Consider the following 24,569-nt stretch of genomic DNA (forward strand, 5'->3'; position numbering starts at 1 on the left):
GTGCGGCGGGCCCTCCCGGGCCCTCTCTTAAGTCTACCCCCTCCCATCGCCTTTTTCCACACCCCCCTGGAAATTCCACGAAGCGGAAGCCATAATTACCCTATGCTCGATTGGTTGGCGGTGATTTTGTCCCCCATTGTCGGGGCGGGGAGCGGTTCGTTGTTCAGCCGGCTCTTGAGCGGCAAGGGACGCCCCCCCGCCCGTGAAAAACCCGCGCGCGCCTCCTCGGGCGTGGGCGAGCGGGTGGACGATTTGGAGGAATGGCGGGAGCGGGCCGAAACCCTGTTGGGCGCCCACGAGCGGGAGTTCCGCCGCCTGAGCGGGGAAATCCGCTCGACGCGGGTTCTTTTGGATGTTTTTCTGGTCTTGCTCCTCGTCGCTTGCGCGACGGGTTTCTGGCTTCTTCGCTAAAACTTTCCGCAGTCGATCACGAACCGATACCGCACATCGCCCTTGACCACCCGCGCGTAGGCGCGGTTGATCTCGGCCGGGGCGATGGTCTCGATGTCCGGCGTGATCTTACGTCGACCGCAGTAATCCAACATCTCCTGGGTCTCCTTAAGGCCGCCGATCAGCGACCCGGCCAATTGCTTGCGCCCCAAAATCAGCGCAAAGGGGGGCACCGCCAACGCCGTCGGCGAGGCGCCCACCATCACGAGGGTGCCGTCCCGCTTTAACAAATCGAACAAGGGTTCCATGGGATGGTTCGCGGACACCGTGTCGATCACGAGATCCAAAGACGAGGCGTGCTTCGCCAGACCTTTCTTGTCGGTGGACAAAAGAAAACCGCGGGCCCCCAGGCGCCGGGCCTCCGGGGCTTTCCGGGGGGACGTGCTGATCACGAGGACCCGGGCTCCCATCGCCGCGCCGAACTTGACCGCCATGTGCCCCAGGCCGCCGAGGCCGACGACGCCCAGGGTTTTGCCGGGGCCGATGTTCCAACGGCGCAGGGGGGAATAAGTCGTGATGCCGGCGCAAAGGAGCGGGGCCGCCTTGTCCGGCGGGAGGCCGCGCGGAATCCGCAAGACGTAATTTTCATCCACCACGATGCGGGTGGAGTATCCGCCCTGGGTGGTGCGGCCGAATCGGTCTTTGTCCCCGTAGGTGAAGACGGGGCCCCGGGCGCAATGCTGTTCCAAATTCGAGCGACAAGAAGGGCAGGCCCCGCAGGACTCCACGTAACAACCCACGCCCACCACGTCACCGACCTTGAACCGGCGGGTTTTGGGGCCCCGGCCGCTCACGCGCCCGACGATCTCGTGGCCGGGCACCAGGGGAAATGTTCCCTCGCCCCATTCGCCGCGGGCGGAGTGGATGTCGCTGTGGCAAATTCCGCAATACAAAATGTCGATCACGACGTCATGGCGGACGGGGGACCGGCGTTCAAAGGCGTGGGGCTTAAGGGGGGCGCCCGGTTGGGGCGCGGCGTAACCACGAACGGGGATCATGAAGGCCTCCTGGGGTGAACGGGGCCATTGTAAATCATATCGGCCCATGAGAAAACCCGAGGCCGATGAAAGGCGGGGAATTCGGGTTAGAGAGCCGCCGGTCCGTCGCCGGCGGTCGGCGTGGCGGTTTCCGGGGACCGGTCCTTGCCCCAATGCCGGGTCAACTCCCCCCGGGCCGCCTCCAGGCGGCGGTAGGCCCACCAGCGCCCGAGACGCCGCCAGGGGGATCGGTTCCCCCACCACAGGCGGCCCGTGTCGAGGGTGCGCAGGTAGGGGTCGTAGGTGGTGTAGTAGGGCACCGGGCGGACCCGCTCGGGTTCGGTGAGGCAGCGGACGATTTCCGTGGTCGCCAACCCCGCGCACAACAGGCAGGCCGCGTTGATGGAAGGGCCCCGGTGTTCGGCCAGATCCACCCGGGTCGGGTCCATGTAGCGCAAGTGGGGCAGGGTCGGCGATAGTCCCGCAAAAAACGCGATCAGGAGTTCCAGGTCGCTCATCCCGTCGCGCCAATCGAAGTAATCGTCCGCGCTCATCCCATCGGGGGTGAACACCAGCAGGGCCGCGGCGTACCCCATGGGCCCGGCGGTCACCACGGGGATGCCTTTCTTCCTCGCCGCCTGGAACATCCGGCGGCGGACGCGGACGCTAAAACCGTCCAGGCCGTCGACGACGGCGTCCGCGCCCGCCAAAAATTCCTCCATGTTGCCCTCGGTGACCCCGTTGGGGAACGCCTCGACGTGCAAATGCGGGTTGATGGCCGTCGTCTGCTCCATCATGACGTCGATTTTGTTTCGGCCGATCGTCCGGGCGTTGGCCCCCGCCTGGCGGTTGAGGTTGGCCCATTCGAACTGGTCCATGTCGGCGAGCTTGAGGTGCCCCACGCCCATCCGCGTCAAAGACAGCGCGTGCTGCCCGCCGACGCCCCCCAGTCCGGGAACCGCGACGCAGGCGTTGCGCAGCCGTTCCATGGACGCTTCCGAAAGAATGCCCACGTTGCGTTGAAAAGCCTCCCGGTAAAAGCGGTCCGCTTCCGGCAGGGCCGGACGCGCAACCACCGCGCCGACGGCCAGGGCGGAGGGTTTGCCGGCCACGACTTCGAGCGAATGCCCGGCCCGGACGGCCGATTCGACGGTGAACCCCGCGGACCGGGCGCGGGCCAGGATGTCTTCCGTCGTGTACGGACGGTGAAGGATGCCCTTGCGCGCTCCCCACGCGTTGATGCGCGCGGCGATGGCCCGCAGAAACCGTGGGCCCCGGTCGGGCACCAAAAGGGCGTTGAAACGCAGCGTCGCGCCGGGGCGCAGGACGCGGAAGATTTCACGCAGGCCGCCGTCCACGTCCGGAAAGCAGTGGATCGCGTTGGCGATGTTGGCCGAACGGTAGGTGTTGTCCGGGTCGGCCAGGTGGGCGACGTCGCGTTGTTCCAAGCGCACGCGGGGATTGTTTTTAAAGCGCCGCCGGGCGCCGGCCAGCATGGGGGCGGCGTAGTCGACGCCGATCAATCGGCCCACGCGGCCGCCCCGCAGGCGGTGCCAGGCCAGGATCATCGACAGCAGGGTGCCGCTGCCGATGGCGACCTCCAGGTGTTCTTCCGAAATGTTTTTTTCAAAAAAATCAATTTGGCGCCACAGAGAGCTGTTGTAACTGAATGTCAATATGAAGAACCCGCGCACGTCGTACCACCAGGAGGGAGAGTCGTAGGCCTGTTCGAGGGCGGCTTGCTTCTCCGCGCTGACACTTTCGAGGACTTGCTCCATGGTTTCCTCCTCACGCACGTCGTTCATGCCCCCAGTCTACGATCGCGGCCTTACGCCGGGCTCTCGGGCGTGTTACGGCCGGGTTACAAATATTTGTCCTGGGGATTGAATTCCCGCCGCGCGGCCGTTACACTGACGGGATGCGCCTTTTCCCGAACCGCCGACCCGTTTTTTCCGCCTGGCTGGATTGGCCGTTGCGGCGGCAATTCACGGCGTCGCACCTTTTCCTGGCCCTTTTCACGGTCATCGTTCTGTCGGCGATCCTCTATGTGTTCCAGCGGCAGTACGTGCTCGGCACCTTCGCCTACATCAACCAGCGGCGGGCGGCGTCCTTCGCCTCGGCCTGCGAGGCCGCCCTTGAGCAGAAAGACCCCGCGGTCTTGTCTGTTTACATGGGTCTTTTGCGCGACTCGACGGACGTGGAGTACGCCTACCACGCGGACGCGGCGGGGGTGATTCGCGCCCATCTCGACCCGTCGTGGGTCGGCCGGTCGGTCGCCGACTGGAAAAAACAATTGGACACCGGGCGTTTCACGGTGAGCGCGGCCGCCCTGCCGCGGGGAGGATCGGTGGAGTTGGGCATGCAACGGGCCTACGCGGAGTCGTTGGTTCAGAAATCCCTGGCCAAGGTGCTCCTGGGCGTCGGGTCGGCGGCGCTTTTGGCCACGGGATTGGGACTGCTTCTCTCGTTTTTCCTCGCGGCACGCCTGACGCGGCCCATCCGCGACCTCAGCCGGGGCACGCGAGCCATCGGGCAGGGGCGGTTCGACATCCGGGTGAGCGGGGGGACGAGCCGCGAAGTGCAGGAACTGGCCGACGTCTTTAACGGCATGGCGGCCCGGCTGGGCGAGCTGGACCGTTTGAAAGACGACATATTCACCATGGTCACCCACGATTTGCGAACGCCCTTGGCTTCGATCACAAGTGTTATTGACGTCCTGCGCGAAGGGGGGCGGGGCCCTTTGAGCCCGGTCCAGTCAGACTACCTCGGCATTGTGCGGGAAAACGTTTTCGGGCTCCTGCGTTACGTCAACGACATGCTCGACATGGCCAAGATCAAAGCGGGGAAAGTCACTTACCGCATGGAGGCCGTGGACCTGGCGGCGGCGGTGGAGCGGGCCCTCCAACTCTTCGGCACTTTGGCCCAGCAAAAAGGCGTCGCGTTGGAGAAAGAAATAACCCCCCGTTCCACGGTCCGGGCCGACCGGGAAAAAGTCGATCACATTTTTACGAATTTGGTATCCAACGCCTTGAAGCACGCCCCCTCGGAGGAGGGGCGGGTGCGCGTGGAGGTCCACCCCCGGGACGGTTTCGTGGAAGTGCGCGTCATTGACAACGGGCCCGGGTTGCCCGAAGAAGGACAGGACCGGCTTTTTCAAAAGTTCGGCGTCCCCGCGGGGTCGTCCCCCGTGCGGGGCGCGGGCGTGGGGCTGTTCGTGGTGCGCACGTTTGTGTCGGCCCAAGGGGGCCGAGTCGAGGTGGATTCAAAGCCGGGTCGGGGGTGTGTGTTTTCATTTACCCTGCCGGCGGCCCAGGAGGCCGGGGCGTGAGCGTTCGATTGCTGGTGGTGGAGGACGATGTCGGGTTGGCCCGCATTCTTAAAGACGGTCTCACGCTGCGGGGGCACGCGGTCACCGTGAAGCACAACGCCGAAGACGCCTTGAAAGTCGTCAAACAATCCCCGCCCGATTTGGTCATCCTGGACGTGGGACTCGACGGGCTGAGCGGGTTCCAAATGCTGGAAATCGTTCGCAAAGATCCGGCCACCGCCTCTTTGCCGGTGATCCTGTTGACCGCCCTTCACACGGAAAAAGACAAGCTCAAAGGCTTGAGCCTGGGCGCTGACGATTACGTCACGAAGCCTTTTTCCGAAAAGGAACTGGCCGCGCGGGTGGAGGCGGTGCTGCGGCGTTCGCGTCCCGGCGGGGAAACGGGGTCCACGTTGGCGTCCGGTTCGCTTCGTGTCGATCCCGCCCGACGGGAGGTCGTCGCGGACGGTCGCCCGGTGGATTTGTCAAAACTGGAGTTCGATTTGCTTGTCTTCTTCTTGCGTCGCCCGGGGGTCGTGCATTCCCACGACACCCTTATGGAGGGCGTGTGGGGCGAGGACCGTCTCGTCTCCCGCCACACGGTGACGGTGGCCATTTCCCGGCTGAAAGACAAATTGGGTGTCGCGGGCGCCGCCATCGTCAGCGTGAAAGACATCGGTTACAAATACATCCAAATCGCGTAAAACCGCGGGCCCTCGCTTCCGCCTTTGACGTCTTTGACGCAAGGGCCACCCGGGTTTTCGATCTGTGCCCCGGCACCTTGATCCAAAGGAGATGCGGGGCTATCCTTGGAGCGTCACATGATCACCTTGGGCGACTATTCCTTCCATGTAGCCACTCGGGCGGACCTTCTGCAACGGGCGGACGAATTCCTCAGCAGAACCCACATTCACGGGCAAGCCGTCGAACCGTCGGAAGGCCGAGACTCCCGCGCGGACTACACCCTGACCGCCGTGGCTCAAACCCAGGCCGGCGGGGTGGTGGGGGTGGCCCGTTTGATTTTGGATTCTCTGATGGGCCTGCCGGCCGCCCGCGCCATGAGCATGCCCCCGCCGGGATGGACGGGACGCTTCAAGCCCGCTGAATTGGACCCCCCGGTCCTTGACCCCGAACACCGTCAGGGGGTCGAAGACATCTTTGCGGTTGAGAACGGGGGGACGAAATCCCCCGCTGCCCCCGTCGATGCCAAAGGGGACGGCTTGGCGGTGACCCGGGGTTTGTTGATGGCCCTGTCGGAAGCTTCGGTCCATTTGGGAGTCACCCATTGGTGTCTGATGACTCACCGAAAAATGTGGCACCTGTTGATGACCGTTCACGTTCCCTTCGAGCCGGTGGCCCCGGAAACGGATTGCCTGGGTCGCCACACGCCGTATTTGGCGCGGGTCGAGGGTGTGGAAGCCGGATTGGCCCGATCGTCGTTGGCGCGGGACGAGGCGGGGCGGTCGCCCGATCCCTCCATCGCGACGGATCGGGGGGAATCGCGCGTTTTAACCCTGGGCGGGTTTCGTTTCTTTGTGGCGAGAACCGAGCCTCTCCTGGAGGCGGTTTACCGTCTCCGCTACCGGGTGTTTGTGGACGAGAACGATTTCGATCCGCCCGAATTGTATCCCGACAAACGTTTGCGGGACCGCTACGATGCCCATTCCTTTGTGGTGGCGGCGATGGACCGCCGGGGCGAGGTGGTGGCAACGTTGCGGGTGATTCAAAATTCACCCGAAGGGTTGCCATGCCTCAATTGGGCCGACCCCCGATATCCCGATAAGACGACGCTGTCCCGGCGCGTGGGGGAGTTGTCTCGGCTGGCGCTGTCCCGGGAGCACAGCCGTTACATCCACGACGTCTTCTATTCCATGCTTTCAACGGAAAAGAAGGCGAAAGTGGATTTCCGATGGGATGAAAACCCGGGCCTCGTCCTTCGGGAGCGTCGCAAAGCGCTGTTCATCCTTTACGGGCTCTTTCGCGTGGCCTACGACATCGCCCGTTGGCTTCGGTTGACCACTTTGCACATGGTGGCCGACCCTCGTCTGCGTCGGGTTCTGGAGTCCCGTGGGTTGCACCCCGTGCCCATCGGCCCCCGACTCCAAATCGGGCCGCGGGGCGGGGCGCCCCACGCGATCAAGTTTCAAGAAATCGAAACCGCCGTCCACTCCTTGGGCGGGGTCCGTGAACTCGCCCGCGCCATGGCCCGGTTCGTTCCTCCAGCCCTGCCGCCCGAGCGGGCGGATATTCGGGTGATCCAATGAGTCCTCCCGAAAAGCCGGATCGCTTGGTGCGCCGTCGCCGCCGTCGGCTGTCAACCGTCGGCGAGGGCCCGGCGATCCGCTACTCCATCGCTTTGACCCGGAACGACCTGGAACGATCCTTCGGTTTGGTGTACCAATCCTATGTGGATGTTGGTTTACAAGCATCGTCCCCGGGGGGGATTCGGTTTGTGAAACACCACCTCCTGCCACAAACCCAAGTGTTCCTGGCCGAGCGGCCGGAGCCGGGGGAACTTCTGGGTACGGTGACGCTGATCTTCGACACGCCGTTGGGATTGCCCATGGAATCGGTGTGCGGGGAGGCGGTGGACGATTTGCGGTGGCGGGGGAACAGACTCGCCGAAGTCGTGGCGCTGGCCGTGGCGCCGGAGTTCAGGCGCACCAACCTGATGATGCGGTTGTATCACATGGTCTTCGAATACGCCCATTTGTTGGGTGTCACCCATTTGGGGTGCGCGGTGATGCGTCCCCACGCGGCTTTTTATCGCGACGTGCTTTTGTTCGAGCCCGTTGGGGATTTTGTCCCTTACGCCCCTGGAAACGGGTTGGAGGTTCAAGGGCATTTCCTGGATTTAAGGACAGCGGCCGGAAAGGCGGACGTGGAACTCCGCGAATTTTTTCATTCAAAGCTCTCTTGGACAGAAGGAAAATTGAACCGGCTCCTCACGCCCTGGTCCCCGGAAACCCTCCGGTATTTCACGGTGGAAAAATCCGACATGGCCGCACATTTTGATGAAAAGACCCGCTACATTTTACGGAGGGAATATGCAAAAACCGGACACCGCTTCACCGTCTGACGCTGGGCGGGACGACTACGTTGAGTCTTTTTGTCGGAACATCGGGCTCGTGAGCCCGGAGGAACAGCAAGCCCTTCGAAACCGCCGCGTGGCGGTGGCGGGCCTGGGGGGCGTCGGGGGTGTGGCGCTCACGACATTCGCGCGAATGGGAATCGGAAAGTTCTCCCTCGCGGACTTCGACACCTTCGGCTTGGCAAACATGAACCGACAGGCGGGGGCCGCCCGTTCCACGATCGGACGTCCAAAACTGGACGTGATGGCGGAACGGGTTCGGGACATCAACCCCGAGGTCGACTTGCGGTTGTTTCCCCAGGGGGTGCGGCCGGAAAACGTGGACGCCTTTTTGGTGGAGGCCGACGTCGTGCTCGACAGCGTTGATTTCTTTTCCATCGACGCGCGAACGATCATCCACCAACGGGCGAGGGCCCTGGGCAAACCGGTTCTCTTTTCGGCGCCCCTCGGGTTTTCGGCCACTTTGCACGTGTTCACGCCCGATGGGATGAGCTTTGAGCGGTATTTCGATTTTCGGCCGGGGATGTCCAAATTCGATCGGCTGATCGCTTTCGCCGTCGGGTTGGCGCCGCGGGGAACCCATTGGGCGTACATGGATTTAAAAAAAGTCAGCGTCGCGGAACGGGCCGGGCCCTCATTGGCCGGGGCCTGCGATCTCTCCGCGGGGTTGGTGGCCACCGAGGCGCTGGCGCTTCTCTTGAACCGTCGGCCTCCCCGGGCGGTCCCGTGTTTCACGCAATTCGACCCTTACCGTCGGAAATACGTGCAGGGACGGCTTTGGTGGGCCAATCGAGGGCCAGTCCAGCGGCTAAAACGCTGGTTGTTGGCGAGAAAATTCCGGGATCAAGCGGCCGCCTTGAAATAGTTGAAGCTGCCCCCGATCGCCAATAAAAACGCCCCGCCCTTCCCTCCGCGGGAAGGGCGGGGCGTTTGTTGAAACGGCTTTAACCGATGGCCAAACGCCCGGTCTCGCCGGTGCGGATGCGCATGATTTGGCCGAGGTCCAGAACGAAGATTTTGCCGTCCCCCACGTTTCCCGTCAGGGCCGACTTCTGAATGGCGTCCATGGTCGGCTGGACGAACTCCTCGTTGACCGCGATCTCCAGCTTCACTTTTTTGAGGAGGCTTCCGCCCTCTTTGTGGCTGCGGTAGACCTCGGAAATGCCTTTTTGGCGGCCCCGGCCCATGACGTTGGAGACGGTGACCATGTGGATTTCCTTCGCTTCCAGCGCGGCCAGGACGTCGTCCAGCTTGTCCGGCTGAATGATGGCGATAATGTATTTCATGGCGCGTCTCCTAGTCGATCAACGTATAGGCCGACTCACGATGCTGCGTGAGGTCGAGGCCGATGCGTTCGTCCGTGTCCGATACCCGCAGACCCACCAAGAGGTCCGTCAGTTTCAACAGGCCCCAACTCACGACGAAGGAATAGAGCCCCGTCACGAGCGTCGCCTTCAATTGGATCAAAAAGAGGCCCGGGCCCCCGTAGAAGAGGCCGTCGGCGCCGGCGGGGTTGACCGCTTTGGTGGCCCACAGGCCCGTCGCCAGGGCGCCCCAGAGGCCACCCACGCCGTGCACGCCGAAGGCGTCCAAGCTGTCGTCATAGCCCAACTTCGGCTTCAAGTACATGACCGAGCCGAAGCAAATGAGCGCCACGGTGACCCCGATGCCGAGGGCCCCCAGCGGCGTGACGAAGCCGGCCGCCGGGGTGATGGCCACGAGGCCGGCCACGGCGCCGGTGATGGTGCCGAGCATGGTGGCGTGGCGGTTGGTGATCGCGTCGAGTCCCGCCCAGACGAGCCCGGCGGCGGCCGCCGCGATGTGCGTGTTGACGAAGGCCGTCGTTGCCAGGGCGCCCGAACCGAGGGCGCTGCCGCCGTTAAAACCAAACCAGCCGAACCACAAGAGGCCCGCGCCCAAAACCGCCAGGGGCAGGTTGTGGGGCGGCGACATTTGCGCGGGGTAGCCGCGCCGTTTGCCCAGGAACAGGGCGGCGGCCAGGGCCGCGGCCCCGGCGTTAACGTGCACCACCGCCCCGCCCGCGAAGTCCAAAGCCCCCCAAGAGCGGATGAACCCGCCCACGCCCCAGACCCAATGGGCCACGGGGTCGTACACCAATGTGGTCCAGAGAAGTGAAAAGAGGACGTACCCGGAAAATTTCATCCGTTCGGCGAAGGCCCCCAGGATCAGGCCCGGGGTGATCACGGCGAACATGCACTGGTAGATCATGAAGGCCTGATGGGGGATGGTGGCGGCGTAATCGGGGTTGGGCGCCGTGCCCACGCCCGCGAGGCCCGCCCAGGACAGGTTGCCGATCAGCCCTTTCAGGCTGGGGCCGAACGAAAGGCTGTAACCGATCACCACCCACTGCACGGTGACGAGCCCCATGACCGCGAAGCATTGCATGAGGACCGAGAGCATGTTCTTGCGGCGAACGAGACCCCCGTAGAAGAACGCGAGGGCGGGCGTCATCATGAGCACCAACGCCGCGGAGACCAACACCCAGGCGGTATCCCCGCTGTTGATGGCGGTCGTGGCCGCGGCGGCGTCTTCCGCCGCCACGGGACAGGCGAGGAGCGCGAACGCGGCCACGGCCGCGAGGCGGGCCCCCAATTTTTGAACAAGGTTCATAGAGTGAAACCCCCGAAGATGGATTGTGACCGGGCCCCTGGAAAACAAAAAAAACGCCTCGCGCCCCGATGGAATCGGAGGGCGAGACGTCGTCGTCTCGTGTTTCCGGGGTTCTTCCGGCCGGAAGAACATCGATGTTTCGTTGCCGCGGCACAACGCTGTGTCGCGGGGGGATTCTACACCAGGGTTTCCGGCCCTGTCAACCGGATCAAACGTGGTTGCGGATCATGAGTTCTTTGGGGTGGGGGTGCAAATAGGTTTGCCCGGCGAGGTAGGCGATCCCGTGAACGCGCACCAACGACCGCAACAGCGTGATGGGGGCGATCAAGGGGCAGAGGCCGCGGCGGTAATCTTCGACGCACCGCGCGAGCTCGCTTCGTTCGGATTCGCCCGCCACGCCCCGGAAATACCCCACCGCGTGCTGCAGAACGTTCACGTGCCGACGGGTCGTCATCGGGGTGGCGAGGGTTTTCATGAAGAGCGCCCCGTAGTCCGCCAGGGCCGCCGCGAACCGTCCCTTGGCCCCCGCCACCAACCGGCCCAGGGCGGGGTAACCCCCGGGTTCGTGGGCCATCAGAAGCATTTTTTCGTCCGTGTGGAAGCGGACGAGGTCTCCGGCCTTGCGGGCGGTTTCCCGGAAGGCACTCCAGCGGTGGTGGGCGAAAACCCGTTCGACGAAGTTCTCCCGCAGCCGCGGGTCGTTGAGCCGCCCCTCTTCCTCCACCGGCAACAGGGGCCATCTTTCCCGGACGGCGGCCGCGAAAAGCCCCGTGCCGCTTTTGTCGACCCCCGCGCCGCCGTGGACCCGGACCCGCTCAAGCCCGCAACTGGGGGAATCTTTTTTAAAAATATACCCCGTGAGGCCCTGTTTCTCCAGGGACTCCAACCGGCGCGCGGCCCAGCGGCGCATGTCGTGGGTGAGGTCTTTGTCGGTTTTGACGGAAACAAGCCGGACCTCCCCGTCCCGCCGGACAAGGTGGATGGATTCCCGGGGCACCCCGAGCCCCAATTCCAGCTCCGGGCAGACAGGCACGAACTCCACAAAACGCGCTAAAAGGTCCGTCAGGAAGGCGTCCCGTTTGTGCCCGCCGTCGTAACGGACTTCCTGTCCCAAAAGGCAGGACGACACGCCGAGGCGAATGGGGGAGGCGCTTTTCATTGTTGGGCCCCACGGTAAATTTTCGCGAGCGAGTCCACGATGGGGTCGAGCACGTCGTCGTCGGTCCAGTAGTCCATGTGGCTCGCGGGGTTCCATGAGGACAGAATTCCGCCGGCGTTGACCGCCCGGTCCACCGCGACGGCTTTTTTGTAGGCGTCGTTGACGGATTTCAGCGGATAACCGATGACGTCGTCCTGATCGTAGATGTTGATCCACTCCCCTTTGATTTTTGGGTGGTGCCCGGCCAACTTCGGCGCGGGAACGGCGATGGGGCGGCCGAAGTCTTTGTAGCGCAGGCTCCAGAGGGCGATTGGACTGCCGAGGGTGTAAAAACCGCTCAGGGTTTCGCCCTTTTCGAGGGGGGTGGGTTCCAGGACGGCGCGGACGGCCTTGGGGAGAATGCGCCGGCGGGGTTCGGCCTGCAAATCGTAGACGTAATTGGAGGCGATGACCGTGCCAAGGCTGTGGGCGATCACGCAGAGCGGCGCCCGGGGCCCTGCGGCGGCGGCGAGCTCCCGCAGGGCGCGCGCGACGACCGCGTGCACCGCGTCGTACATGTCCCGCTCCCGGGGCGCGGGTTGGTAGGCGATGGCGTCGGCCGCGAAATCCACCATGAAACGCCGCAGTTTGACGAAATCCATGGGACCGCCTGCCTTGAGACGGGCCCAGAGGGTGTTCTCCTCGTTTTGAATGACCGGCGCCCAAAACACCGGTTGCATCACCAGGCCGTCCTGCCCCGTGGCCCTGGCGAATCGTTTGCGAAGCCCGTCCATCATTCCGTCGGCGAAGGAGGCCTCGGGCCGTCCCACGCCGTGCACAATCGCCACCGCCAGTTTGGTCGCCATGCGCGTACTCCTTAATGGAATAGAAATTATTCTGAAAGACGAAGCGCGCCGCTTTTGAACGCGCGGGCGGCCGTTTGGTAATAGGCCACGGCTTCCCGGAAAAGTCGGGTGTTCAGGGGCGTCGGGGTGGCGTCCAGGGGGATCGGGTTCAGTCGAAAACACTCCGCCCTCTTTTGGGGAAGCAGGACCGTCAAGAAACCGTCCCGCACGTAGCCCAACGATTGATAGTTGCTGATGAACGCCCGTTCCAGCGGGGGGCCGCCTTCAAAAAAGGAACGCCCAAAAAAATGATCATCCCCGCGTTTGCCCAAGACCTCCACCAAAGACGGGAGCAAATCGATTTGACTGACCATGGGTTCAAAAACGTCCCGATCCAGCAACCGGGGCGCGTAGAAGATGAGGGGGATCCTGTATTTTTCCAAGGGCAATTTGGTTTTGCCCGCGGCGGAGGCGCAGTGGTCCGCCGTGATGACAAAAAGGGTTTCGTAAAACCAGGATTCCTTTTCCGCCGCGGACACAAATTCGCCGATGGCGAAATCGGTGTATTTCACCGCCCCGTCCCGTCCCCCCGGGGAGGGAATGTCCACGCGGCCGTCGGGGTAAGTGAAGGGGCGGTGGTTGGAGGTCGTCATGATGTGGGCAAAAAAAGGTCTTTCCTTTGGGATGCGTCGCAGGGTCGTCAGGGCGTTGGCGTAGAGGGTTTCGTCCGCGACGCCCCAGGCGTTTTCAAAAACAACCGTGTCTTTCGGAAAACGGGGGCGGTCGATGATCTCGTAATCGTTCCCGCTGAAATAAGCGTTCATGTTGTCGAAATAACCCCGACCCCCGTAGAAAAACATCGTCGCAAAACCCTGCTTTCGAAGGATTTCTCCGATGGTGGCCAGATGGTCGTTGTGGGGCCGTCGGACGATGGATTGGCCGGGAACCGGCGGGGTTCCCAGGGAAAGCGCCTCGAGCCCGCGCACCGTGCGCGTGCCGGTGGCGTAGACGCGGCGAAACAGCAGCCCCTCCCGGGCCAGTCGGTCGATGTTCGGGGTCAAACCCCGCTCGGACCCGTAGGCGCCCACAAAAGAAGCCGAAAGGCTTTCCACCGAAATCAAGACGACGTGGCGGGGGCGGCGGTGGAAGGGTGTTCGGTCGTCGGCGGCGTCGTTCATGTCCCGGACCAGCAATTCCGACAGGGGCGAACGTTCGACGCGCAGAGCGGCCAACACGTCGTCCGCCTCTTTTTGCGGAAGGGTCGGGTAGAAGGCGTCGTAGTCCAATTCGTTCCGGCGGAGGGCGGCGGCGAAGGTCCAAAACCCGTTGCCCGACAGTTCCTCCGCGTAGCTGTTGCCCAATCCGCTCATCTGATCCAAGTTGCCGAAGAGGACGGCGAAAAGGGGAAGGGCGACTCCGAATAGGCTTTCCCCCAGGCGGCGGCGCCGGGAGATCGGTCGGGCATCGATTTTTATGACACGGGCGCGGAGGCTCCACAACGTTCCCGCCGCGGTCAGCCCGATGGAAAAGAAAATCCAGCCGAGCGGATAGGATTGGCGGAGGTTGCCGATCACTTCGTGGGTGTACAGCAAATAGTCGACGGAGATAAAGTTCAACCGAGTCGAGAACTCGGCCCAAAAGGCGATTTCCAAGACGGCGGTGAAAAGCAGAAAGGAGATAAAGGTCCACAACACCGCGAAGCGCAGGGGTCTGTGGCGAGCGGAGCGGCGCCAGCGGTTGGGGACCGCGGCGTCGTAAAGGACAAACGGGGCAGCCCAAACCCCGGCGACCAAGACGTCGAACCAGGCGCCCTTGAGCAGGACGGAGGGCCACAGTTCCCAGGGCACGAGGCCCGTCCCGGAGGTAACCAATAGCCCCCATCGCGTGATTTGAAACACGATCAAAGCCAAACCGCCGACCAAGATCCCCATTCGTTGATTCTACCTAATAACACCGAAGGGGTCGGCCGAAACAGCTCCCGGCAAGCGCAATCAACTATAATTCTTTCATGGGAAAACGCTGGCTGGCGGCACTTCTTTTCGGGGCCGGAATATTGGTGGGGCGGCCGTTGGCCGCGGAGGAGTCCTCGGGGTGGGAAGGTCGAGCTGTCCGCCTGCCGCCTCTGCTGTGGTACGAGCGGGACCCCGCGGAGGACCGACGGTTCCTCATGGTGTCCCTTTTGTATTGGGACATGGCCCAGGGGCGGTCGTACCAACGGTTGTTCGTGCCTTTCTTTTTCCGTTTCAAAAACGACGCCGCCGCGCAAACCTACCTCCCGCCCCTTTACCTTCAGCGGACCACACTTTCCGGTGGCCGGGTGACGACCGCCCTGCCGATTCTCCTTTACGACTATCGAAATCGGGACCGTTCCCGCATCGACCAGGCCTTCCCGCTCGGGTTTCGCCGGGTGCGGGGCGATGCGCGAAAGGGCTGGCTTTTGAATTACGGTTGGTCCGTTTCGCCGGACCGACGTTCCCACGCCCTGGTGCCCTTGTTCTGGCGGGACCGAAGTCCCGGCCGGGCCTTCGATCTGTGGGGTCCCTTCTACCGCGCGGCGGTGGGCGGAAGGGACGACGTCCCGGAGCGGCGGTACGCGGGGGTCTTCCCCCTTTGGGGCGCGGGCGGGACGACCGCGTCCCCGTCCGTTCGCTCAAGTTTCTTGATCCCGTTTTACTATCACGAACGCGCGCCCGGGCGGAGCGTTCTCCTGACTCTGCCGGCGAGCCGCGCGGCCCTCGGGGAGCGTCGATGGGGCCACATCGGGTTGTATTACCGCGCGCGCGGCCCGCGCCGACGAACGGACGGGATCTTTCCCCTTTGGTCGCGGACGGCGACGACGGACGGCGCCGAGCGGGGTTTGCAACTGCTGAATTTTATCGATCAGCGGCGATCGGACCGTCGCTTTCAAACGGTTTTTCCACTTTACGGCCATTGGGCCAACGCCGACGGGTCGCGGTTCCTGTCGTGGCTTTATTGCCGGCGCCGCGCCGTTCGCCGCGACGCGGACGGTCGACCCGCGGGCGAGGACATTCGGGGTTGGTCTCTGTTGTACACCTGGGCCCGGCGCCCGGGCGGGGACAGCACGGATGTGGCGTTCCCCGTTTATTGGCGGTACCGGCGGCCGGGCCGATGGTCGTTGGATTTGGCGTTCCCTCTGTTCGGCCGCTATCGGGATCCGCACACCACAATCACGGCGGGATTGCCTTTCCTGCACGCCCGCTCCGACGAACAGGAGACCTGGAGTTTTCTTTACCTGTATTGGCGGGACCGACAAAAGGAGCGGCGTCGGGACGTCCTGTTCCCGCTCGCTTTTTACGACCGTTCCCCCGGGAAGCGAAACTTTGTCAGCCCGTTGTTTTGGACGCGCCGGGGCCCGCTTTCCCGGGAAGGGGCCTGGCCGTTGGGGCACTGGTACAAAAGCGCGGAAAAAAGTCGGCGGCTCGTCCTTCCCCTCTATTATAACGCGGCCGCCGCGAACCGGCGTTTGACGATTTTCGGGCCCTACTACCGCGTCGCGCGGACTTCCCTCGACGGGTGGGGGGTGTTCCCTCTGTGGGGGTGGACCCGGCCCCATCCCGGGAGCCCGGGGGCGTCGCCCCCCCGGCGGGAACCGCCCGTTCCCCGCGATGATTTTGATTTGAACTTCCTGCTTTTGGGCCACGTGGCCCGGCACGGGGATGAACGCACGCACGGGTTCTACCCGCTTTACCGGAGCGTGCGGCGGGGGGATTTTAAAAACTTTTGGGCGCCGCGCGGACTCCCGCTGGTCGCGTGGCGGCGGGAAGAGCGCCGTCGAGACGGCTGGGTCTTCCCCTTCGCTTGGCACCGGAGCCCCGAGCGCGCGTGGGAGCTTTTTCTGCCCCTCTGGTACGGCTCGCGGCAAAGCCAACCCGTCGCCGGGGCATCGGCGGAAAGGGGAAAAACTAAAGAATCCACCCAGGTTCTTTTTCCACTTTACTGGCGGGGACGATCGCCGGAACGCCGATACACCACCCTGTTCCCCTTGTACGCCGAAGGTCGGGATTCTCAAAGCCGGTACCGCGTCGCGGCGCCGCTTTGGTGGTCATTCGACACGCCCCGGGGCGGGGCGTTCCGGTTGTTCTTCCCCCTGTATTGGCGGGCGACCTTTTCGGGGGAGGGGAAAGACAATAAAGTCGTGCGGGTTTACGGCCCCTGGTATTCCGTGGTGACCCAAAAAGGCGACGCCTCGGAACGGACCGTCGGACTGGCCCCCTTGTTTTCGAAGACCGCGGGGGTTCCCGGGGAGGGGGAATTCGATGTTCTGGGCGGCCTCTTCGCGCGGGAAACGCACGGCCACGCCCGAAGATTCCGGTGGCTTTGGCTCTTCACCACCCGCCCACGCCCGGGGAATCCCGCAAGGTCCGAATCGATCGCGGAATAAAGACGCCGAAAAGCAAAAGACCCACCCCCCGCGAAGGGGGTGAGTCTTTTTTTATGGCCACGCTGTCCCCAAGGGGATTCGAACCCCTGCTACGGCCTTGAAAGGGCCGTGACCTAACCACTAGTCGATGGGGACAGCCTGGCCACAACCCATCGACACGACAAATTCATTTCAACTTTTTTATTGCCTCTTTCTCCTTGCCCTTTTTGGCCGCCGCGGCCACGGCGTCCGCCAACCGCGTCGGTTTGGGCACGCGCGCTCCGTCCACGCAGGTGAGCGTGAGGCGCAGGGCCGTTTCGTAATCGATTTTGTGTCCGGGGGACACGAAAACCGGCGCGGTGGCCGGTTTGGTGCGCACGGCGTGGCCGACCATTTTGCCCTTGTAAATCAATTCGGCGCTGTCGCCCTCTTTGCGGCCGGGGGCTTTGTGGTTTCCCAACAGCTTGGTCTTGGCCACGCCGATGGTGGGTTTGTCGAGAACCAACCCCAGGTGGGAAGCCAGCCCCAACCCGCGGGGGTGGGCCACGCCGTTGCCGTCAAAAAAGATCAAATCCGGTTCTTTGTCCAGCCGCTCGAACGCTTCCAGGAGCACCGGCCCTTCGCGGAAGCTGAGCAACCCGGGCACATAGGGGAACTCGATTTTCCGTTTGGACACGGCCACCTCGACGGGTTCGAGGCTCGGGTAAGCCAGCAAAACCACCGCCCCGAAACCCATGCCCGTTCTCGGGTCCATGGCCACATCGGCCCCGGCGATGATCCCGATGTCGTCGAAATCGTTGTGCAACGACAACCGCCGGACCAGGTCGGCCTGAACGCCGATCGCCTGGGAGGCGGGGATATTCCAAGGATGCAGGTTGCGGATGTCCATAAGGTCCTGGAATAAAAAAAGTGGGTCCGGAGGGATTTGAACCCTCGGCCCCTCGCTTAAAAGGCGAATGCTCTACCCCTGAGCTACGGACCCGTTGCGGGGCGTAGCCCCGAGACGCCGGATTATAGCAATTTTTTATTTTTTCGCTGGAATTAAAGAGGACTTGGAAAATATGATAAAATAGTAAGAATAGTGGCCGACACGGCCGAGAAGGGGAGGACACAATGGACAAACCCGAAAATGATGGGCAAGACCCTAAACCGCCGTCCAAGCGGTTCCCCAAACTGAACAAACGCAAACTCGATCGATTCCTGTCGTCCCTCTGCGAGGCCGCCGGTATGACCGGCGCCGCCAAGAAGAAAGGCAAGGACGCCGACGGCCACGGGCTGGCCTGCCAAGGCCCCTGCGCCAACGCCGATTGGCGCGCGCATCTTGATATTCCCGCGGGCATTCTTTGCGTGTCGGCCGCCTGGTCGGCCAACAAGCACGCCGAAAAACACCGCGACGTCACCATCACCCTCACCTACCGCGACGAGCACGGCAAACGCCAGCACCACGAAATGGTGTTCTGCGACTCCGAGGTGCGCTGGTTGATGGAGACCATCTGGCACGCGCCCATCTGGGACTAGTTTAAGGATGGCCGTGGCCGAACCCCGCCGGACGCCGCTGTCCCCGGGCGAGGCCTACGCGTCCTGTCGGCGGTTGGCCCAATCCCACTACGAAAACTTTCCCGTCGCGTCCCGGTGGATCCCCGCCGACTTGCGGGGCCCCGTGGCGGCCGTGTACGCCTTCGCCCGGACGGCCGATGACTTCGCCGACGAGCCGGGGCCCGAAGCCCCCGAACGCTTGGCCCGCCTGGCCGACTGGCGCCGTCGCCTCGATCGTTGCTCCGTGGACGCCGAAGGGCACGAAATCTTCGTGGCCCTGGCCGACACGGTTCGACGCTTTGACCTCCCCTTGGACCCATTCCACCGCCTGATCACCGCTTTTGAGCGCGACGTCACGGTTCACCGCCACCCCACCTACGACCAGCTTCTGGATTACTGCCGTCATTCCGCCGACCCGGTGGGGGAATTGGTGTTGCGGCTCCATCGCGCCTGGACGCCCCAACGGGGGCGCTGGTCCGACGCGATTTGCACGGCGCTTCAACTGGCCAACTTTTGGCAGGACGTGATCGTCGACGCCGCGAAAGACCGGATCTACGCGCCCCTTGAGGACCTGGCCGCGGCGGGGATCGCCGAGACCGACTATTTGAAGGGCCCCGCCACCCCCGCCCTGCGCGCTTTCATGTACCGTCAAATCGAACGAACGACCGCTCTCTTCGACCAAGGACGGCCGCTCTTGACCGACGCGCCGTCCGGCCTGCGCAAGGAATTGCGGCTTGTTTGGCTGGGCGGAATGGAGATTCTCAAAAAAATTCAAAAACGGAACGGCGACGTGTGGTCCGGCCGCCCCGCGCTGACGAAATGGGACTGGTTGCGGCTCGGCGGAAAATGGCTGTGGGGAGCCCCCGCCTGACCCCCGGACCGGCGCTGTACACGAAAAGCAATTTCGCCCCGGCCTTTTGGCTTTTGCCCTCGGACCGGCGGCGCGCCCTGGCGGCGGTCTACGCCTTCGCCCGGGTCGTGGACGACGCGGTGGACGAAACGGGGGAAGCGCAAAACCGTCCCGAGGAGGCCCGGGCCCTCCTCGCCGATTGGCGCGGGGCGCTGGTCCAGGGCGACGTCCAGCGACCGGAACACGCCCCCCTCTGGGAGGAACTTCGGTCGGCCCTGGGCCGGTTCGGGATCAATAAAAAACACCTGCTTGATTTGATCCAGGGGGTGGAACGGGATCTGACCCAAACCCGGTACGCCACGGCGGCGGACGTGGACGTGTATTGCGATGGGGTGGCGAGTTCCGTGGGCCTGGCCTGTTTGCCGATTTTCGGTTTGACGGAAGACCGCCACGCGGATTTCGCCGTGGCCCTGGGCCGGGCGGTGCAGTGGGTGAACATTTTGCGCGACGTGGCGGCCGACGCCCGCCGGGGGCGTGTGTATTTGCCCCTGGACGAATTGAAGCGCGCCGCCGTTTCCGACGCGGATGTCTTGGCCGGGCGGGATTCCCCGGGCCTGCGGGGGGTCGTGAAGGCGGGCGCGGGCCGGGCCCGGGATTATTTCCAAAAGGCCGAAGCGGCCCTGCCCCGGTCGGACAGCAAACACGCGCGGCCGGCGTTGGTCATGGGGCGGCTGTACCAGGGGATTTTGTCGAAAATCGAACGCGGGGGATTTAACGTGTGGGCCGGGCGCGTCCGCCTGTCGGCCTGGGACAAGCTCCGCGCGGTGTTGTTCGGTTAGGATTTAATTCGAAAGGCTTTTGATGAACGCGCCGAGGCGCGCCAACCGCGCGCGGCCTTCGGCGAGGCGGGTCTCCACTTCGGCCACCTTGGCCGCCGGCGCCCGTTGGCGGAAATCGGGGTTGGCCAAATGCTCCGTGTCCCGGGCGATGCCGTTTTCGCAGGCCGCCTTTTCCTTCTCCAACCGCGCTTTTTCCTTCTCAAAATCGATCAGTCCCTCGAGCGGGATGAACATTTCGAAATCCGCCGCGGCGGCGGCCGCCGCCTGGGGCGGGGTCTCAAAAGCGCCGGCCTCCACCGCTTTCCATTCGCCCAATTTTCCGAGGTGGGCGATGTGGTGGGAGAGCGTTTTCAAAACGGCTTTGGTGGCCGGGGCCGCCGCGGTCAAATTGACCGCCACCCGGATGGCCTTGCCGGGGGGCACGTTCATTTCCGATCGGATGGTCCGCAGGGAGGACACCACGTCTTGCACGAGCCCGATGGCTCGTTGGTCCTCATCGCCGGCGGGCAAGTCCTTCCAGAGGGGCTGGTGCGGCTCTTCCATCAACAAAGTCTTCGGGGGCCGGCCGAGGGTTGCCCAGAGGGCCTGCCACAACTCTTCCGTGATGAAGGGCATGAAAGGGTGCAGGGCGTGGAGAACCCCGTCCAAGACTTCCGCCAGGGTTTGACGGGCCGCCCGGGCCGAGTCGGCGTCGGCGCCGGGGGACAGGCGGGGTTTGACCATCTCAATGTACCAATCGCAAAAATCGTTCCAGAAAAACCCGTAGAGGGCGCGCGCCGCCTGGGCGGGGTCGAAGGCGTCCATGTGGCCGTCCACCGCGCGGGCGACGGCGGCGAAGCGCGCCGCGATCCATCGGTCTTCCACGGCCCGGGACGCCAGCGGCGCGTCCGCGGCCGGGGCGAAGCCCGCCAGGTTCATCATCACAAACCGGCTGGCGTTCCACACTTTGTTGGCGAAGTTGCGGGCGCCGACAAAGTTGTCGTCGGCCATTTGCATGTCCCGGCCGGGCGAGGCCTGCGTCACCAGCGCGAAGCGCAGGGCGTCGGTGCCGAACTTCTTCATGACGTCCAGGGGGTCGATCACGTTGTTGAGGGACTTGGACATCTTGCGCCCCTGCTTGTCGCGGACGATGCCGTGGATGAAGACATCCCGGTAAGGCACTTCGTTGCGGAACTCCAACCCCATCATCACCATGCGCGCCACCCACAGGTAGAGGATTTCGTGGCCCGTGGCCAACACCGACGTCGGGTAGAAATAATCCAAATCCTTGTTGGCGTCCGGCCAACCCAGGGTGGTCAAGGGCCACAATCCCGAGGAAAACCACGTGTCCAAGACGTCCGGGTCTTGGATGAAATCCGCGCCGCCGCAATCCGCGCAGGGGGCGGGGCGGGTCTCGGTGGCCTGGGCGCTCTTGAGTCCCGCCGCTCGCAGGAGTTCTTTGGTCCATTGGGATTTGAATTCCGGGTCCTGATCCAAATGGTGGCGAAGAGTCCCAGCCTGAAGATTCGATTCCGCACACTTGCGGCAATACCAAATGGGGATCTGGTGGCCCCACCAGATTTGGCGGGAGACGCACCAGTCTTTGTTGTTGTCCAACCAGGCCAAATAAGGCTTGGCCCAGGATTCGGGGTGGATTTTGACGCGCCCCTCCCGGGTGGCGGCCGCGGCCCGGGAGGCCATTTCCTGGGTTTTCACAAACCATTGACTGGATTCCAAGGGTTCTATCACCGTGGCGCACCGGTAACAGGTGGACACGTTGTTCTTGTGGGGCTCGACTTTGACCAAAAAGCCCTGGGCCTCCAGGTCGGCCAGGACCTTGGCGCGGGCGTCTTTCACCGACAGGCCGGCGTAGTCGGTCCCCGCGGCGGCGGTCATTTTCCCGTCGAACCCGATGACGGTGAGGGAGGCGAGCTTGTGGCGACCGCCGATGTCGGCGTCCGTGGCGTCGTGGGCGGGGGTCACTTTCACCGCGCCGGAGCCGAAGGATTTGTCCACCGCCGCGTCAAAAACCAGGGGGATCTCGAAATTGGCGTCGCCCGCCCGCCGCAAAGGCAGGCGCAGGGTCTTCCCGCGTTTGTCGGCGTAGCGCGGGTCCTCCGGATGGACCGCCACGGCGGTGTCGCCGAGCATCGTTTCGGGTCGGGTGGTGGCCACGACCACGTCGCCGCCGTCCGCCAGGGGGTAACGGATGTGCCACAAATGGCCGGATTGCTCGACGTATTCGACTTCGATGTCCGATAGGGCGGTGCCGCAGCGGGCGCACCAATTGACGAGCCGCTTGCCGAGGTAGACCTTCCCTTTTTGGTGCAAATCGACGAAGGCGCGCTGCACGGCGCGGGAGCTTTTTTCGTCCATGGTGAAGCGCGTGCGGGTCCAGTCCAAGGAGCTGCCCAACTTGCGGAGCTGGTGCAAAATAGCGTCGCCCGATTCCTTGCGCCAGGCCCACATGCGTTCCAAAAAGGCGGCGCGGCCCAGGTCGTGACGGGTTTTGCCCTCTTTCTTGAGGATTTTTTCGACGACGTTTTGGGTGGCGATGCCGCCGTGGTCCGTGCCGGGGACCCAGAGAGCCTTGAACCCCTTCATGCGCGCCCGGCGAACCAGCACGTCCTGCAGGGTGTTGTTCAGCGCGTGCCCCATGTGGAGGGACCCCGTTACGTTGGGCGGGGGAATCACGATGGTGAAGGGCCGTTTGGCCGGGTCGGGCGCGGCCCCGAACAGGCCGCGCTTTTCCCACACCTCGTACCATTTGGACTCCGGGGTTTCCGGCGTGTAAACGCTGGGAAGTTCCGTCATAGGGCGCCCATATTACTACATTGGCCGCGGGGGGCCAAATTGACGCCCGCGCGCGCATTGCCTACAATCGCCTACCATGGCGCGCCTCCTGGTGGTCGAAGACGAAGAATCCAACCGCGAATTCCTCAAATTCGTTCTGGAAAACGCCGGCCACACGGTGGAGGCCGCCGTGGACGGGCAGGCCGCCCTCGACGCCGTGGCCGCCCGGCCCCCCGAATTGATCGTCTTGGACGTGATGTTGCCCGAGGTCCACGGCTACGAGGTGTGCCACCGGGTCAAGACCAACCCCAAAACCGCCCGCATCAAAGTCATCATGTTGACCGCCAAGGCGTTCCCGGCCGACCGCCACCAGGCCAAGGACGTGGGCGCGGACGATTTTCTGGCCAAGCCCGTGGACCCGTCGATTTTGGTGGACCACGTCAACGCCCTTCTGTCGGGCGCCAAACCGTCTTTTTTTTGAGAGAGCCTCCCTCGCCCTTGACCGGGGAGAGGGGGGTTTCGTAAAATAGACGCACGCCCTCGCCCCCCGAGAAGGTCGGGGGGCCTTTTCATTTCCATCCGGCGGACCCTTTTCGTTCCCTCTGTGGGATGAACACGCGGTTATCTTAAGGAGGCAGTCTATGGCAGTCAAAGTCGCAATCAACGGTTTCGGTCGCATCGGCCGCCTGGTGTTCCGGGCGCTCGTCGAACAAGGGCTTTTGGGAAAGACCCTGGACGTCGTGGCGGTGGGCGACATTGTCCCCGCGGACAACCTGGCTTACCTTTTGAAGTACGACTCCATCCAGGGCCGTTTCAGCGGCACCGTGGGATCCAAAAAGTCCGCCGCCGACAAGGTGGAGGACGACGTGCTGGTCGTCAACGGCCACGACATCAAAGTCGTGAGCGCGAAGGACCCCTCCGGCTTGCCCTGGAAAGAACTCGGCGTCGAGATCGTCATCGAATCCACCGGGCTCTTCACCGACGCCGAAAAGGCCAAGGGCCACATCGCCGCCGGCGCGAAGAAAGTCATCATTTCCGCCCCCGCCAAGAACGAGGACATCACCATCGTCATGGGCGTCAACGAGGGGAAATACGATCCGGCCAAGCACAACATTATTTCCAACGCCTCCTGCACCACCAACTGCTTGGCCCCGGTCGTGCACGTCCTCCTCAAGGAAGGGTTCGGCATCGAGGAAGGCCTCATGACGACGGTTCACTCCTACACCGCCACCCAGAAAACCGTGGACGGCCCCTCCAAGAAAGACTGGAAGGGCGGCCGGACGGCGGCGCAGAACATTATTCCTTCCACCACCGGCGCGGCCAAGGCCGTGGCCCTGGTGTTGCCCGAGGTCAAGGGCAAGTTGACGGGCATGGCCTTCCGCGTGCCGACCCCGACGGTTTCCGTGGTCGATCTCACGGTCAAGACGTCGAAGGACACCTCCTACAAGGAAATCGCCGCCGCCATGAAAAAGGCCAGCGAGACCTATATGAAGGGGATCCTCGAGGTCACATCCGACGAAGTGGTCAGCTCGGACTTCATCCATTGCAAAGCGTCGTCGATTTTCGACGAAGGCTCGGGCATCGAGCTCAACAAACGCTTCTTCAAACTCGTCAGTTGGTACGACAACGAGTGGGGTTATTCGAACCGCGTCGTGGACCTGGTGAATTACATCCTCGCCAAACGCGCGCCGGTCGCCGCCTAACCCGCCGACGTTTCCCAACGCTCCCGTCCCCCGCGAACGCGGGGGACGG

21 protein-coding genes and 2 tRNA genes are annotated in these 24,569 nt (G+C 63.7%); 12 read left to right on the top strand and 11 right to left on the bottom strand.

Translation table 11 applies throughout. From position 1 onward, the window contains the following. The first annotated feature begins 102 nt into the window (after positions 1–102). Positions 103–411, top strand: coding sequence for a hypothetical protein (locus IPI56_03365; protein MBK7544781.1), 309 nt, complete (start codon positions 103–105; stop codon positions 409–411). Here IPI56_03365 and IPI56_03370 read toward each other — a convergent pair. Both IPI56_03370 and IPI56_03375 read right to left on the bottom strand, forming a co-directional pair. Then, positions 408–1,448, bottom strand: coding sequence for an NAD(P)-dependent alcohol dehydrogenase (locus IPI56_03370; GenBank protein ID MBK7544782.1), 1,041 nt, complete (start codon positions 1,446–1,448; stop codon positions 408–410). The two genes, IPI56_03365 and IPI56_03370, sit on opposite strands and share 4 nt — an antisense overlap. Before the next feature lie 86 nt (positions 1,449–1,534). Beyond that, complete coding sequence (locus IPI56_03375; protein ID MBK7544783.1) at positions 1,535–3,232, bottom strand: ThiF family adenylyltransferase; 1,698 nt, start codon at positions 3,230–3,232, stop codon at positions 1,535–1,537. Between the two features lie 113 nt (positions 3,233–3,345). On the opposite strand from IPI56_03375, the gene IPI56_03380 reads away from it, so the two are divergent. The 5 genes from IPI56_03380 (at position 3,346) to IPI56_03400 (ending at position 8,690) form a co-directional block, all read left to right on the top strand. Next, a complete protein-coding gene (locus IPI56_03380; protein MBK7544784.1) occupies positions 3,346–4,755 on the top strand; it encodes a HAMP domain-containing histidine kinase in 1,410 nt (469 codons plus the stop codon). Next, a complete protein-coding gene (locus IPI56_03385) occupies positions 4,752–5,438 on the top strand; it encodes a response regulator transcription factor (GenBank protein MBK7544785.1) in 687 nt (228 codons plus the stop codon). The genes IPI56_03380 and IPI56_03385 overlap by 4 nt, the downstream gene beginning before the upstream one ends. A gap of 117 nt (positions 5,439–5,555) precedes the next feature. Continuing rightward, entirely contained in the window at positions 5,556–6,998 is a 1,443-nt protein-coding gene (locus IPI56_03390) for a GNAT family N-acetyltransferase (protein ID MBK7544786.1), read from the top strand. Further along, entirely contained in the window at positions 6,995–7,813 is an 819-nt protein-coding gene (locus tag IPI56_03395; GenBank protein MBK7544787.1) for a hypothetical protein, read from the top strand. The genes IPI56_03390 and IPI56_03395 overlap by 4 nt, the downstream gene beginning before the upstream one ends. Next, entirely contained in the window at positions 7,782–8,690 is a 909-nt protein-coding gene (locus IPI56_03400) for a ThiF family adenylyltransferase (GenBank protein ID MBK7544788.1), read from the top strand. The genes IPI56_03395 and IPI56_03400 overlap by 32 nt, the downstream gene beginning before the upstream one ends. A 79-nt stretch (positions 8,691–8,769) precedes the next feature. On the opposite strand, the gene IPI56_03405 is transcribed toward IPI56_03400, so the two are convergent. The 5 genes from IPI56_03405 to IPI56_03425 all read right to left on the bottom strand — a co-directional run bounded on the left by IPI56_03405 (position 8,770) and on the right by IPI56_03425 (position 14,370). Beyond that, positions 8,770–9,111: a P-II family nitrogen regulator gene (locus tag IPI56_03405; protein ID MBK7544789.1), complete on the bottom strand. Its 342-nt coding sequence runs from the start codon at positions 9,109–9,111 to the stop codon at positions 8,770–8,772. Positions 9,112–9,121: 10 nt separating this feature from the next. Then, positions 9,122–10,456, bottom strand: a complete 1,335-nt coding sequence (locus IPI56_03410; GenBank protein MBK7544790.1) for an ammonium transporter — start codon at positions 10,454–10,456, stop codon at positions 9,122–9,124. 208 nt (positions 10,457–10,664) lie between these two features. Further along, positions 10,665–11,615 carry a DUF1722 domain-containing protein gene (locus IPI56_03415; protein MBK7544791.1) on the bottom strand — a complete coding sequence of 317 codons (951 nt, stop codon included), beginning with the start codon at positions 11,613–11,615 and terminating at the stop codon, positions 10,665–10,667. Beyond that, a complete protein-coding gene (locus tag IPI56_03420) occupies positions 11,612–12,460 on the bottom strand; it encodes a chemotaxis protein (protein ID MBK7544792.1) in 849 nt (282 codons plus the stop codon). The genes IPI56_03415 and IPI56_03420 overlap by 4 nt, the downstream gene beginning before the upstream one ends. Positions 12,461–12,486: 26 nt before the next feature. After that, positions 12,487–14,370, bottom strand: a complete 1,884-nt coding sequence (locus IPI56_03425) for an LTA synthase family protein (GenBank protein ID MBK7544793.1) — start codon at positions 14,368–14,370, stop codon at positions 12,487–12,489. Positions 14,371–14,447: 77 nt separating this feature from the next. Here IPI56_03425 and IPI56_03430 point away from each other — a divergent pair, with 77 nt between their 5' ends. After that, positions 14,448–16,841: a hypothetical protein gene (locus tag IPI56_03430; GenBank protein MBK7544794.1), complete on the top strand. Its 2,394-nt coding sequence runs from the start codon at positions 14,448–14,450 to the stop codon at positions 16,839–16,841. Between the two features lie 63 nt (positions 16,842–16,904). Here the strand turns inward: IPI56_03430 and IPI56_03435 are convergent. The 3 genes from IPI56_03435 to IPI56_03445 form a co-directional block, all read right to left on the bottom strand. Beyond that, positions 16,905–16,976, bottom strand: a tRNA-Glu gene (locus tag IPI56_03435). A gap of 31 nt (positions 16,977–17,007) precedes the next feature. Next, on the bottom strand, positions 17,008–17,709 hold the full coding sequence (locus tag IPI56_03440) for an endonuclease V (GenBank protein ID MBK7544795.1): 702 nt from the start codon (positions 17,707–17,709) through the stop codon (positions 17,008–17,010). Between the two features lie 21 nt (positions 17,710–17,730). Beyond that, positions 17,731–17,802: transfer RNA gene (locus IPI56_03445), tRNA-Lys, on the bottom strand. 131 nt (positions 17,803–17,933) lie between these two features. On the opposite strand from IPI56_03445, the gene IPI56_03450 reads away from it, so the two are divergent. The 3 genes from IPI56_03450 to IPI56_03460 are packed head-to-tail and all read left to right on the top strand — an operon-like array spanning position 17,934 to position 20,045. Beyond that, complete coding sequence (locus tag IPI56_03450) at positions 17,934–18,338, top strand: hypothetical protein (GenBank protein MBK7544796.1); 405 nt, start codon at positions 17,934–17,936, stop codon at positions 18,336–18,338. A gap of 13 nt (positions 18,339–18,351) precedes the next feature. Then, positions 18,352–19,227 carry a squalene synthase HpnC gene (hpnC, locus tag IPI56_03455; GenBank protein MBK7544797.1) on the top strand — a complete coding sequence of 292 codons (876 nt, stop codon included), beginning with the start codon at positions 18,352–18,354 and terminating at the stop codon, positions 19,225–19,227. Continuing rightward, entirely contained in the window at positions 19,209–20,045 is an 837-nt protein-coding gene (locus IPI56_03460) for a squalene/phytoene synthase family protein (GenBank protein MBK7544798.1), read from the top strand. The genes hpnC and IPI56_03460 overlap by 19 nt, the downstream gene beginning before the upstream one ends. Before the next feature lie 3 nt (positions 20,046–20,048). Here the strand turns inward: IPI56_03460 and IPI56_03465 are convergent, their stop codons facing one another. After that, positions 20,049–22,838 carry a valine--tRNA ligase gene (locus IPI56_03465; protein ID MBK7544799.1) on the bottom strand — a complete coding sequence of 930 codons (2,790 nt, stop codon included), beginning with the start codon at positions 22,836–22,838 and terminating at the stop codon, positions 20,049–20,051. Positions 22,839–22,914: 76 nt separating this feature from the next. Between IPI56_03465 and IPI56_03470 the strand changes: the two genes are divergently transcribed. Both IPI56_03470 and gap read left to right on the top strand, forming a co-directional pair. Beyond that, the gene (locus IPI56_03470) at positions 22,915–23,298 is read left to right on the top strand and encodes a response regulator (GenBank protein MBK7544800.1); all 384 of its coding nucleotides are present in this window, start codon (positions 22,915–22,917) and stop codon (positions 23,296–23,298) included. Between the two features lie 160 nt (positions 23,299–23,458). Continuing rightward, positions 23,459–24,520, top strand: coding sequence for a type I glyceraldehyde-3-phosphate dehydrogenase (gap, locus tag IPI56_03475; GenBank protein MBK7544801.1), 1,062 nt, complete (start codon positions 23,459–23,461; stop codon positions 24,518–24,520). Positions 24,521–24,569: the final 49 nt, after the last annotated feature.

It is taken from the genome of Elusimicrobiota bacterium (assembly GCA_016706425.1).
In the GTDB taxonomy this organism is placed as follows: Bacteria; Elusimicrobiota; Elusimicrobia; order FEN-1173; family FEN-1173; genus JADJJR01.